The sequence below is a fragment of the Nocardia niigatensis NBRC 100131 genome, from assembly GCF_000308655.1.
Classification (GTDB): Bacteria; Actinomycetota; Actinomycetes; order Mycobacteriales; family Mycobacteriaceae; genus Nocardia; species Nocardia niigatensis.
Genome location: NZ_BAGC01000033.1, coordinates 15025 through 27521, shown reverse-complemented (window position 1 = coordinate 27521; position 12497 = coordinate 15025). Strand labels below are relative to the sequence as shown.

At 68.7% G+C, this 12497-nt stretch carries 9 protein-coding genes; 5 read left to right on the top strand and 4 right to left on the bottom strand.

Annotated elements, in window-relative coordinates:
• Window positions 1-55: 55 nt before the first annotated feature.
• The 3 genes from ON33_RS38065 to ON33_RS08285 form a co-directional block, all read right to left on the bottom strand.
• The gene (locus tag ON33_RS38065) at window positions 56-4378 is read right to left on the bottom strand and encodes a caspase, EACC1-associated type (RefSeq protein WP_051151801.1); all 4323 of its coding nucleotides are present in this window, start codon (window positions 4376-4378) and stop codon (window positions 56-58) included.
• Window positions 4365-4760 (bottom strand): effector-associated constant component EACC1, encoded by a 396-nt coding sequence (locus ON33_RS08290; RefSeq protein WP_157184452.1) that lies wholly within the window; start codon window positions 4758-4760, stop codon window positions 4365-4367. The genes ON33_RS38065 and ON33_RS08290 overlap by 14 nt, the downstream gene beginning before the upstream one ends.
• Window positions 4761-4896: 136 nt before the next feature.
• Window positions 4897-6408, bottom strand: coding sequence for a sugar transferase (locus ON33_RS08285; RefSeq protein ID WP_040857177.1), 1512 nt, complete (start codon window positions 6406-6408; stop codon window positions 4897-4899).
• Window positions 6409-6925: 517 nt separating this feature from the next.
• Between ON33_RS08285 and ON33_RS08280 the strand changes: the two genes are divergently transcribed.
• Genes ON33_RS08280 through ON33_RS08265 form a run of 4 tightly spaced genes read left to right on the top strand, consistent with a single transcriptional unit; the run spans window position 6926 to window position 10648 of the window.
• Window positions 6926-8191: a class I SAM-dependent methyltransferase gene (locus ON33_RS08280; protein ID WP_051151828.1), complete on the top strand. Its 1266-nt coding sequence runs from the start codon at window positions 6926-6928 to the stop codon at window positions 8189-8191.
• Window positions 8188-8970 (top strand): glycosyltransferase family protein, encoded by a 783-nt coding sequence (locus ON33_RS08275; protein ID WP_040857176.1) that lies wholly within the window; start codon window positions 8188-8190, stop codon window positions 8968-8970. The genes ON33_RS08280 and ON33_RS08275 overlap by 4 nt, the downstream gene beginning before the upstream one ends.
• Window positions 8967-9617, top strand: a complete 651-nt coding sequence (locus ON33_RS08270; RefSeq protein ID WP_040857175.1) for a PIG-L deacetylase family protein — start codon at window positions 8967-8969, stop codon at window positions 9615-9617. The genes ON33_RS08275 and ON33_RS08270 overlap by 4 nt, the downstream gene beginning before the upstream one ends.
• Window positions 9618-9619: 2 nt before the next feature.
• The gene (locus tag ON33_RS08265; protein ID WP_040857174.1) at window positions 9620-10648 is read left to right on the top strand and encodes an NAD-dependent epimerase/dehydratase family protein; all 1029 of its coding nucleotides are present in this window, start codon (window positions 9620-9622) and stop codon (window positions 10646-10648) included.
• Here the strand turns inward: ON33_RS08265 and rfbC are convergent.
• Window positions 10632-11201, bottom strand: a complete 570-nt coding sequence (rfbC, locus tag ON33_RS08260) for a dTDP-4-dehydrorhamnose 3,5-epimerase (protein ID WP_040857173.1) — start codon at window positions 11199-11201, stop codon at window positions 10632-10634. The two genes, ON33_RS08265 and rfbC, sit on opposite strands and share 17 nt — an antisense overlap.
• A 14-nt stretch (window positions 11202-11215) precedes the next feature.
• On the opposite strand from rfbC, the gene ON33_RS08255 reads away from it, so the two are divergent.
• Complete coding sequence (locus ON33_RS08255) at window positions 11216-12313, top strand: class I SAM-dependent methyltransferase (protein ID WP_040857172.1); 1098 nt, start codon at window positions 11216-11218, stop codon at window positions 12311-12313.
• The last annotated feature ends 184 nt before the right edge of the window (window positions 12314-12497 follow it).

Genomic DNA, 12497 nt, shown 5'->3' with positions numbered 1-12497 from the left:
AACACGTTCGCCACCGAGTGAACCACACCACACCCCCGTTTGTGAACACCTATTACTAAATAGCGTTCATTTGATTTGCCCGGCGCTCCTGCCAGTCCAGCCGCATCGCCTCGTCGGCGATGCCGACCAGCAGGACGGGGTCGAATCGGGCGACGGTGTCCAGTACCGAGTACCAGGCGGCGAGGCTCCACACCTCGGCGAGCACCCGGCGGATGCGGCGGCGGGCAGAGCCCTGCTCGGCGGGCGGCAGGTCGCCGTAGGTCCGGACGAGGGCATCCGCGATCCGCGCGAGGAGGCGGACACGCACGCCGGTCGCGGTTGTGCGCGCGAGTTCGAGCGCATCCCCGACCGCTCCGATCGCCAGGGCGGCGTCGACCAGCGGCGCGACCGCGCGGTCGCGGACATCGGCACGCGGGATCCGCTCGAGCAGGTCAATTGCCGCCGACAGTGTCGTCCGCGCGCGCTCGGCCCCGATGTTCGCCGCCAGCGCCGGAACGACCTGCGCGAGCGCGCCGATTCGCTCACCGGCCAATGGAATTCGATCACAGTAGTCCAGCGCGCTCAGCTCACGTCCCGCGCGCACCTGCGCGGCCACAACCTCCCGGTACGCGACGGACCGGGCGAAATCATCGGTGAGGCCCGCTGCGATCGCCACGGCCTCACCGACCGCACCCGCACGGGCTCGTGCCGTCGCGAGCGCCGACATCACACGCTGGTCACCGAGTTCGAGGCGTCCCGGGTCGTCCGACAGCCGAGCCACGCCGCGGGCATCGCCGAGCGCCGCGGCGAGCAATGCCCGATTCACCCGATTCGGGAGCGTGCCGAGCGCAGCGCCGACCGCCACCGTCCGGCCTCCGTCGTCGAGCAGCGGTGCGACGATCGGTGCGGCCAGATCGACACCGACCTCCTCGACGATGGTACGTAGCACGACCAACCGTCCTGGGAGACCGGCGATCCGGTCGATCAGCAGTCGCGCGTCGTCGGCGTGCCCCGTTTCGACGAATACCGCCGCAAGGCCGCCGAGCCCCCGGGCCAGACCGTCGAGGGGACGAATCGACGCCGCATACAGCGCCGTGACCCGATCAGCGAGCTCGCGTGCGCTGCCGTACGCGCCCCTGACAAGCAGGCTTCGCACCAGTTCGGCCACCGGTGTGTGCGAGTCGGAGACGTGATCGTCACCGAGCCAGTCGGTGGCGAAGACGGTGGGGGCGAAGTTCCCGATGACGCTCATTTCTCCGTTGCTGGGCCGGGCGAGCATGGCGTGCACAGCAGTCACCGACCGGTTGAGGAAAACGCTTGCGCGCGCGGCGGTTTCGGAGGATCGCGTCCCCAGATAGGCGAAAGCCAGGAACCGGTGCTCCGCGCCCGTGATGAGATCGGCCACCGTACCCGCGCGGAGCGTCTCCCCGGCGATGGCTAGTGCCCGGACCACGTGGTAGAGCGCGAGATCTCGCTCGCGCGGATCGACGCGCTGATACGCGCGGAGTTCGATCTCCGCGGCGAGCCGCCGGGCATCCGCAGGCCGATCCGCGGCCAGGAAGGCCGTCAATGCGCTGGTCGACACAGTGAGAGCGTCCGTCCCGCGGACGAACCGGCGGCCGAGCGCGAGGATGCGATCCGGCTCCCCGAGCGTCACCAGGCACTCGACCAGGTGTACGACCGCCGAATGCGCCGCGAGCCGCGAATATCCGGCGATTCCGGCCTCGACGTCGTCAACCTGTGCCCGTAAGTCGTCGCCGAACCCCGCCGCGACCAGATCCGCGGCGATCGATGCCAACAGCTGCGACCGCGTCACCAGGCCGACGATCTCCTGTGCCGCCGACAACGCCGACCGCACGTAGCCCGAGGCGGATTCCGAGTTGCCCTGCGATACCAGTGATCGCGCGATAGCGCACAGTGCCGTCACTCGCAGCTCGACACCCGCGGCGGCGCCCAGTTCGTTCGCGCGGTCGAGATCGCCGATCGCCGCGTAGGCACGCACGGCGTGCTGGTAGACCTCGACCCGGTGCGCCGGTCCCGCCGACTGGACGTGCCGGCCGATCTCGGTCATCGCGGCCTCGACCGCCGCACGCCTTCCCACCGGCCGCCAGACCGAAATCAGCTGCGCCAGAACGCGAACCCGTTCCCTGGGTGTGGTGATCTCGTCGGCGAGCCGCTCCGCGCCCTCGATATCGGCTGCGGCGATCAGGGCCTCGGTGAGGTGCGCGAGGTGAGGGTCGCTCAGGGCAGGCGTGTCCGATTCTCGCAGCGAGTCGATGAGGGCCAGGTTGCGATGCGATTCGCCGGGGAGCAGCTGTGTGCAGACCACGCCGATCCTCGCCCGCAAGCGGCGACTCGGCTGCAGCATGCCGTCCGCCAGGCTCCGCGCACGATCGAGCTCCCCCATTCGCGCCAGTGCGGCGGGCAATTCGACGGGAATGTCCCGGCCGCGCTGCGTCAGGCGGTGCCGCCGCATGGCAAGCTCACTCACCGCGAGCAGGTCCGGATCCCGCTGCGCCAGCCACACTCCCGACACCGTGTCGATCTCGGTCCGCGCGATCTGGTCGCTGCCGGTGAGCAGTAGCAGCCGATCGTGACGCGCGGTGTCGAGTGCCAGGTCGGTCATGCGCGCCGTGTCACCTTGTGCGCGCAGCATGGAGAAATACCGGGTGAGCAGATAGGGCGGCGTACCGCTCGGCCAACCCTGGTTCCGGTAGTTGGCCGCCCAGGCGTGGATCCGGTCACGGTACTCGTCGAGAAGCGCACGGCCCAGGGCGGTTTCGGCCTCCTGTTGCAGTGTCTCGTGCGCGAGCAGATTGATCTGGCCGGGCGCGAATCGGCTGAACTGCGCACGGAAGGTGCGGCCGGTGACGCCGGACAGGATGCGCTCGATCCGGAACGGGGGCAGACCCGTCAGATCCTCGAGTTCGGCCCCGGTCAGTCCGTGCGCCGCGGTGATCAGGCCGAGGATCTCCCGGTCGTTGTCGGAGTACAGGATGCCACGCAGCTCCAGGCGCGCGGCCTGGATGGTGTCGAAAGCCGCTCGGGACCGGCCGACTTCGCGGCGGCGGCAGTGGTGGAGTGGATGACTGGCCGGAACATCCAGCGGCAGGGCGGGATTCGGCCGCCCGGAGACGAGGACCCGAAGGGCCGGCCGGGGTCGTTTCGGCAGCAGCGAGGCGATGCTGGGGTTGCCGCGGTCCTCGTCGAGCCCGTCCACCAGCAGCACGATCCGTTCGCCGCTCTCGTCCGCCCGTTGCGCGGCCAGGGCGAGCAGATGCCGGCGCTGCGCGTCCCGATTGACGGTCCCGCTCGCCACCGCGGCGGCCTGATCCGGCAGGAGCGCCGAAAGCTGTTCCAGTACAGCGTCGGTGAACGCGTTGTGGTCGTCCTGCGCGGCCAGCCGAGAGGTGATGAAGAACGACACCACGCGCACCTTCGGCGGCGGGTGCAGGGCGAACCAGGTCATCAGCGCGGTCTTGCCGGCCCAGGGCCCGGCCTGCCACCACACGTAGGGCTCGTTACCGTGGCAGAAGTCGGCGAGTTCGGCGAGCTCCGTGTCGCGGTCGAGCAGTCCGTCCGACGGGGCGAGGTCGCGGATCTGTGCCGTGTACGCGGTGGCGACCGCGGGTGGGAGCCCGGGAGACTCGGTCCGGCCCGACCACAGCGGGTTGACGGCCAGGGCCACGCGCCCGGCCGTACCCCGTTCCAGCGCTTTGGGTTTGGGCAGGCTGGCAGCGGGCAGCCGGTCGCGGAGTTCGCGGTACAGCACCGACATCGTGAGGTATCGATCGTTCGTCGGCATCCCGGTGCGGAGGATGTCGAGCATCATCGCGGTGAAGGCGGTGCGGCCGCCCTCGCCCTTGGCGAGGGCGAACTTGGACTTCTCGTCGGTGGCGGTCAGGACGAAGGCGCCGTCGATGTCGGTGGCGGCGCTGAGGGCGTCGCCGTCCGCGGCCAGCACATCGCGCCCGAAGGCCTTGCCGCTGTGGCAGCAGTCGAGGATGACGACGACGGGACCGCGCGCTTCCTTCTTGATGCGCGCCCGCAGGATGGCGTACGCCAGGGCGGTCACGTCCGCCTCGTCGGCACGGGATCCGGTGTGCGTCAGGTGAAGCTGGTTGTCGACAACGGCGCCGTGACCGACGTAGTAGACGATCAGCAACCCCGTGGCAGCCTGTGCCGCCGCGGTGACGCGGGCCGCCATGGCGGGGCCGTCCGAGGGATCGAGGACCACCTCGATGTGCCGCTCCGGGATTCCCGTTGCGGTCCGCAGGAACTCGGCGAAGTCCGCGAGGCTCGCCGCTATCTCCGGGAACGACTCGAAGCCCGAGTCCGAGTGGTAGTTCGCGGTCCCGATGAGAACCGCACGGGTCGCTTCCGGATCAGGAAGCGTCATCCACCGCTCCGCGCTCCACGGGACCGGATCGGCGCACCAGTTCGATGACCTCGCGCACGTGCACCTGATCCACCGCCCGCGCGCCCGTAGCGTCGATCTCGGCGCTCGCGCCGTCCGCGCCGGTGACCATCAACCGCAGTTTCGGACGCCGCATCCGCAGCCACGCGACGACACAGGTGGACAGCGCGGTACACAGCGCGGCCGAGTCCACGACGATCCGGATGGTCTCCTCCGCCCCGAGTGTCCCGGTCCGGGTGGCCGATCGCTCGATCGACTTGCGGGCCGGCCGCAGTTCGTCATCCTCGACCAGCGCCTCGAACAGCGAGTGCAGCTCCTCGACGTCATCGTCGGAAGCCCCGACCGCGAGTACCAGTTCCACCATCATCCTTCCCCCGAGCGGCTGTCCGCGGAAAGTCTGCCACGGGAGCGGAAATGGTGAGAACCCAACCGGTAGCAGGAGATTCGCCGAGGCGCGCACCGTGTCGGCGGTGTGCGCCCGCGGGCTCGGTTTCCTCGCGTCAGTACGCGCCCTCGCCCCTGGTCACCGCGCCGATCGTCTTGGCGATCAGCAGCAGATCCAGGACCATGGACCAGTTCTCGACATAGGAGAGGTCGAGGCGCATGGCGTCCTCGGGGGTCAGGTCGGAGCGGCCACTGACCTGCCAGAGACCGGTGACGCCGGGTTTCACCAGCAGGCGACGGCGCATGACGCCGTCGTAGGAGTCGACCTCGCGCTGGACCTGGGGCCGCGGGCCGACGATGCTCATCTCGCCGCGCAGCACATTGAAGAACTGCGGGAGCTCGTCGAGCGAGTACTTGCGGATCAGCTTGCCCACCGAGGTGACCCGCGGGTCGTCGCGCACCTTGAAGAACAGCGGGTTTCCGCCGTTGCTCTCGATGAGCGCGTTGATGTGCGCCTCGGCGTCGGCGTACATGCTGCGGAACTTGATCATTCGGAAGGGCCGCCCGTCCCGCCCGATCCGCTCGGAGAGGTAGAAGACCGGACCGCGGCTGTCGACCTTCACCGCGAGCGCGATCACTGCCAGCACCGGGGCGATGGCCAGCAGGGCCGCAACGGCGAAACAGAAGTCGAACACACCCTTGCGAATCGACTTCGCGCGGTCGTACTGCGGCTTCTCCACGTGCAGCATGGGCATGGAGGCGACCACCCGGTGGGTGAGCCGGGTGCCGGCGATGTCGACCAGACCCGGTGTCACGATCAGTTCCGCGCCCAGCTCATCCAGTTCCCAGGCCATCCGACGGAAGTCGGCCGGGCCGAGATTGTCGGTGGCGGTGACCGCGACGGTGTCGGCCCCAGTACGCCGGACGGCCTCGATCACGGCATGATCGTCTGCGACAACCGGGATTTCGCTGCCACCGACCTCCAGCGCGGAGTCCGTGAGCGCCCCCTCGTCGCGGGTGCACACCCCGATCACCTGATATCCGGAGTCACGGTCCCGGGAGAAGGCCGCAACCATGGCGCGGGCCGCCTCCGGGCTGCCGACCACGAGCATGGCGGTGCGGAAGTCGCCGCGGGCGCGGCGCGCGGCCACCCAGCGCCGCCACAGTCGCCGCTCCACCATCAGTCCGATCATGCCGAGCGGCAGGGCGATGGCGAGATAGCCGCGGGCGATGTCGACCCGGAGCAACAGCGACACAATGGCTATGCCGCCGAACAACTTCAGCGACGCCGCCACCACGCGCCGGTATTCCTCTGTGCCACTTCCGATTACGCGCGGCGAACGAGTTCCGCTGAGGGTCAGCGTGATCGACCACGCCAGCACCAGCACCGCCGACACCATGGTGTAGCGCACATCCAGCGGCAGTTGGGAGGCCAACGGCGGCTCCATCCCCGCACCGCCGAAGCGAATCCATTGGGCAAATCCAACGAAAAGTACTAAAACGATCAAGTCGCTAATAAATAGCCGACGCGCGTAATCCGCTTGCCAGCGTTCACGATCCGAGCGCGGCTCAGGTCGCGGCGGCCGGTGCGCGCGCACGGCGCGACCGGCGGAGATTTCGTAACTCATGAAACGAACGCACCTCCCCCACGGGAGAACTCGGTTCCGATCCCCGCTGATCAGTTCCACTACGGGCTGACGCCGGTTTCCCAAGGGCTTTCAGGACCATGACAACCGAAGCGGCCGCCGAGTGTTTCGGTGGCCAGATGCCGAATGTTACACACCTCGGGCGTCGCGCATGTTGTATCACGTACGGCGACAACGTTTCCGGAAAGTAACGGATACCGAGACGACCGGCATCCCCACCTCTCCCCCTATTTTCCCTATTCGCAAAATCGCAGGTTGCACTACACAAGATACGCCGTGTGAGCTGGTCGAAACCCGTGCGCCGCAGGGCCCGAACGGTTGCCGACCGGACGCGCCGTTCTGCGGGTCGCAGAAAACCGGTTGCCTTGGCACTATCGGTCACTTGCTCGGGCCTCCGAACACCACCCAATCCTGTTGTAACGTAAGGCCGGACCGAGCCGACCAGAGGTCGTGCGGCGCTGCGCCGGCAGCCCGAACTCGGTGAAAGGTGGGGAACTTCGTGCAATGCCGTCTGTGCCACTCCGATCTGCTGCGCAGCGTTCTCGATCTGGGCGCGACGCCGCCCTGCGAAAAATTTCTCACCGCCGGCGAACTGGATCTGCCGGAACCGACATATCCGCTGCACCTGAGGCTCTGCGAAAACTGTCTGCTGCTACAGATTCCGGCGCTCATCACGCCGGAGGAAACGTTCACGGAATATGCCTACTTTTCCTCGTTTTCGGACAGCTGGGTGCGGCACGCGAAACTCTTCGTCGCCGAAGCAATCATGCAGCTAAGTCTGACTGAGAATAGTTTCATAATTGAGGTGGCGAGCAACGACGGCTATCTCCTGCAGCACGCCGTCGCCGCCGGCATCCCGTGCCTGGGCATCGAGCCTTCAGTGAATGTCGGTGCGGCAGCACGGAACAAGGGCGTACCCACCGAGACGGCCTTCCTCGACGAGGAGCTGGCCGCCCGGGTGCGCACCGGCCACGGACCGGCAAACCTGGTGGTGGCCAACAATGTCTACGCCCACATCCCCGACCTGCTCGGTTTCACCCGGTCGCTGCGCGCACTCATGGCCGACGACGGCTGGCTGTCCATCGAGGTGCACCACGCCCTCAACCTGGTGGCGCTGGCCCAGTTCGACACCATCTATCACGAGCACTTCCAGTACTACACGCTGCTGTCGGCCCAGCGCGCCCTGGCGACCGCCGGCCTGGCCGTGGTGGACTGCGAACTGCTTGGCACACATGGTGGTTCGCTGCGCGTCTGGGCTCGCCCCGAGGGTGTCGGTACGCCGACCGCACGGGTCGCGGAAGTCCTGCGCCTCGAGGCCGACGCCGGTCTGCACGAGGTCGCCGGCTACCTGGAACTGCGTCCCGACACCGAGCGCGTGCGCCAGGATCTACTGCGATTCCTGCTGGACGCCAAGGCATCCGGCAAGCGCGTGGTGGGCTACGGCGCCCCCGGCAAGGGCAACACCCTGCTCAACTACTGCGGCATCCGCACCGACCTGCTCGAGTACACCGTCGACCGCAACCCCTACAAGCACGGGCGGTTCACACCCGGCACGCGCATCCCGATACACGAACCGGAGCGGATCGACGCCGACCGCCCCGATGTGGTGCTGGTGCTGCCCTGGAATCTGGAACGGGAGATCACCGCACAGCTGCGCCATGTCAGGGGCTGGGGTGGCGAGATCGTCTACCCGCTCCCTCACCTCCATCATGCGACGTTCGACGACGCCGCCGCATCCACACAGCCAGAAAGGCAAGCGAAGTGAAGGTCGTACTGTTCTGCGGCGGTTACGGCATGCGGATGCGCAACGGCACCGAGGACATGATCCCCAAGCCGATGCAGATGGTGGGCCCGCGCCCGCTGATCTGGCATGTCATGCGCTACTACGCGCATTTCGGCCACAAGGACTTCGTGCTGTGCCTCGGATACGGCGCCGCCCACATCAAGAACTTCTTCCTCACCTACCAGGAGTCGGTCTCCAACGACTTCGTCATCCGCGGCGGCAAGGTGGAGCTGCTGCAGTCCGACATCAGCGACTGGACCATCACCTTCGTCGACACCGGGGTGGAGTCGCCCATCGGTGAGCGGCTGCGCCGGGTGCGCGGCCACCTCGAGGGCGAGCGCTACTTCCTGGCCAACTACGCCGACGTGCTCACCGACGCCCCGCTGGACGAAATGATCGGCCAGTTCCAGAATTCCGGGGCCGCGGCCTCCATGATGATCGTGCCGCCGCAGTCCTCGTTCCACTGCGTGGACGTGAACTCCGCCGGTGAGGTCAAGAACATCATCCCGGTCTCGCGGCTGCCCATCTGGGAGAACGGCGGCTATTTCGTGCTGACGCAGGAGATCTTCGACCATCTGCCGGCCGGCGGGGATCTGGTGGAGGACGCCTGCGGTGCGCTGGCCGCGCAGGGCCGGCTGTTCGGCTATCAGCATCACGGCTTCTGGAAGCCCGCCGACACCTTCAAGGAGCGTGCCGAACTGGATGCCGGCTATCTCCAGGGCGACCGCCCGTGGATGGTGTGGGAGCAGCGCAGCGCATGATCCGACTGGACACCGGCGCGATCACCGAGATCGCGCTGCTGGCGGCGCACTGCGACGACCTCGCCATCGGCCTGGGCGGGACCCTGCTGACACTGGCCGAGTCCGTGCCGGGCCTGCGGGTACGGGCTCTGGTGCTGGCGGGCGCGGGCACCGAGCGCGCCGACGAGGAGCGCGCCGCACTCGAATCATTCTGTCCTGGAGCGGATCTCGACCTGCGGATCCTCGATGTGCCGGACGGTTACGCACCCGCGCACTGGGCCCGGGTCAAGGACGCGGTGGGAGCGCTGCGCCGCGACAGCTCGGCCCAGGTGGTGTTCGCGCCGCAGCGTGCGGACGCCCATCAGGACCACCGGCTGCTGGCCGAGCTGACGCCCACCGAGTTCCGCGACCACCTGATCCTGGGGTACGAGATCCTCAAGTGGGAGAACGACACCCCGCAGCCGGCGGTGTTCCATCCGCTGCCCGCCGGCTGCGCGGAGCGCAAGGCCGCGCTGTTGCTGAAACATTATCCCTCGCAACACAATCGGGACTGGTTCGACGAGCAGTCCTTCCTGGCCCTGTCCCGGCTGCGCGGGGTGCAGTGCCGCGCCCGGCACGCCGAGGCGTTTCTGCTCGAGAAGGCCACCATCACTTTCGGAGGTGCATAGTAATGCGCGTGCTCGTCACGGGGCATCAGGGATATCTGGGCACCGTCATGGTGCCGCGGCTACAGGCGGCCGGTCACGAGGTGACCGGCTTGGACAGCGGCTATTTCGCCGAATGCGTGCTCGGTGCGGCGCCGCCCGCACCACCCACCCTCAGTGTGGACCTGCGCGATGTGACGGCCGAACAACTGGCGGGCTTCGACGCCGTGGTGCATCTGGCGGCGCTGTCGAACGATCCGCTGGGCGCGCTGGCGCCGCAGATCACCTACGACATCAACCATCACGCGTCGGTGCGGCTGGCCCGGCTGGCGAAAGCGGCCGGAGTGCGCCGGTTCCTGTACGCCTCCACGTGTTCGGTGTACGGGGCGGCCGGCGACGGCCTGGTGACCGAGGACGCGCCGCTGCGTCCGCTCACCCCCTACGCCGAGTCGAAGGTCCGGGTCGAGGACGATGTGGCCGCCATCGCCGACTCCGGCTTCTCCCCTGTATTCCTGCGCAACGCCACCGCGTTCGGGTTCTCGCCGCGGCTGCGCGCCGACATCGTGCTCAACAATCTGGTCGGGTACGCCGTGCTGACCGGTGAGGTGAAGGTCCTCTCCGACGGCACCCCGTGGCGGCCGCTGGTGCACGCGCAGGACATCGCGCAGGCGTTCGCCACCTGTCTGGAAGCCCCGATCGAGGCAATCCACTGCCGCGCCTACAACGTCGGCACCGAGGCCAACAACCTGACCGTCGCGCAGATCGCGCAGGCGGTGGTCGACGTGGTCCCGGAATCCACGTTGGCCATCACCGGCGAGAGCGGCGCGGACCCGCGGTCCTACCGGGTCGATTTCGCCCAGGCCCGAAAGGAACTGGGCTTCGAGGCGCAATGGAGCATTCCCGACGGCGCGGCGGAGCTGTACCGCGAGTACACCGCGCGCGGGCTCACCTCGGAGGCCTTCTTCCAGCGCTTCACGCGCCTGGCGCACCTCGAGTCGCTGAAAGCGGCCGGGGCACTCGACGACGACCTGCGCCGGATCAGGACCGGGGTATGAGGTGAGGGGCGGCGAGCAGCTCACGCCACGAACCCGCGCCCGCGTCCCGCTCCGACACCACGGTCACCGGCTGCGGCCAGCCGATGGCCAGGTCCGGGTCGTCGTAGGCGACGCCCAGGTCCTCGGCCGGGTCGTGCGGCCGGTCGATGCGGTAGCAGACATCGGCCACGTCGGTGAGCGCCTGGAAGCCGTGCAGGAAGCCCGGCGGGATGTAGAGGTGCCGGAAGTCGGTGTCGTCCAGCAGGAATGCCTGCTGACGGCCGAAGGTCGGCGACTGCGGACGAATGTCGACGAGCACGTCGTGGACCGCGCCGTGCGCGCAGCGCACCAGCTTGGCCTCACCGCGCCCAGCGCGGCCGTGCATGCCGCGCACCACGCCCCGGTGCGAGCGGGACTGCGAGTCCTGCACGAAACTCGCCGACAGCCCGGGCGTGCCGAGGTGGGCATCGAACTCCTCGGCGTCGAAGGTACGGGTGAACAGGCCGCGATCGTCGCGGAACGGCTGCGGGATGAGGATCAGGACGTCGGCGAGGTCGGCCGCTTCGATACGCACCAGGTCATGGTGCCATGAGCGGCCCACCGCCGTACGGGTGCCGCGGCTGCGGGACGGGGCCGCTGGTGCGGGTGCTGGACCTCGGGAAAATGCCTGCGGCAGACGACTTTCCGAGGCTGGACTCGGCGGGCAAGGCGGACGAGGCGGCGCATCCGCTCGCCATGGATCTGTGTGCCGCGTGCGGGCTGGCCCAGCTGGCCGAAGACGATACGGTCACCGCCGAACCGCGCGGCGTGGAACCACAGGCACTGCGGGATCAGGCGGCGGACGCGCTGGCCCAGGTAGCCGCGGCGGGTTGGCTGCCCGGCCGCGGCACGGTACGGGAGTTCGGCAGTCCGCACGGAGGCAGCTGGCTGCCGTTGCTGACCGAGCGCGGATACCTTGTCACCGACGGGCCCGCCGATGTGGTGATCGACTGCTTCGGCATCATGCACGAGCCCCATCAGCGGGTTGCCTTCGCGCAGCGGGCGGCGGCCACCGCGCTCGGCGGGGTGCTGCTGCTGCAGTTCCACTCCTTGCACGCCATTGTGCGGCAGGGGCAGTGGAACGCGTTGCGGCACGGGCATTTCGCCTACTACACGATGGATTCCCTGCAGGGCCTGCTGCGCGCGGCCGGGCTGGTGCCGGTGACGGCGTGGGAGTTCCCGCTCTACGGCGGCACCGTGCTGGTGGCGGCCGTGCACGCGCCCGCCGATCCCGGCCCCGCCATCGCGCGGATCCGCGCCGCCGAGGCGATAGTGGCGGACCCCGAGGTGGTGCGTGGGCTGCAGCACGCCGCCGACCGCCAGGCGCGGGCCCTCCGCACCTGGCTCGAGGCCCAAACCGCGTCCGGCAGATCGGTTTACGCGTATGGGGCCGCCTCGCGGGCAGTCGCCCTGCTGCATCTGGCGGGTGCGCATCGCGGAGTACTGGCCGGGGTGGCCGATGCCTCCCCGGGCAAGCAGGGCCGTCGCATGCCCGGCACCGACATCCCGATCCTGTCTCCGGCGGAACTCGTTGCCGCGCAGCCGGATCGGGTGCTGCTGACCCTGCCCGACCTGTTGCCGGAGGTCATGTCCCGATGGCCCGACCTTCAGGGGAAGTGGGTGATCGACGTACCCGAATCCCTATGAAGGACAGCAACTCTCGCCCGGCATGCGGATGAGGCAGCCGGGCGCGCACCACCTCGGCCTGTGATATCGATCATCCGATTGCGCCTGCACGCAGGGCATTCGAGTGCGCTGGTCGCGGCGCGGGGGTCGATCATCGACCGAAGGGACGGGGGGACCTCGCCCGGCGTCCCGCAACAGTGGGGAA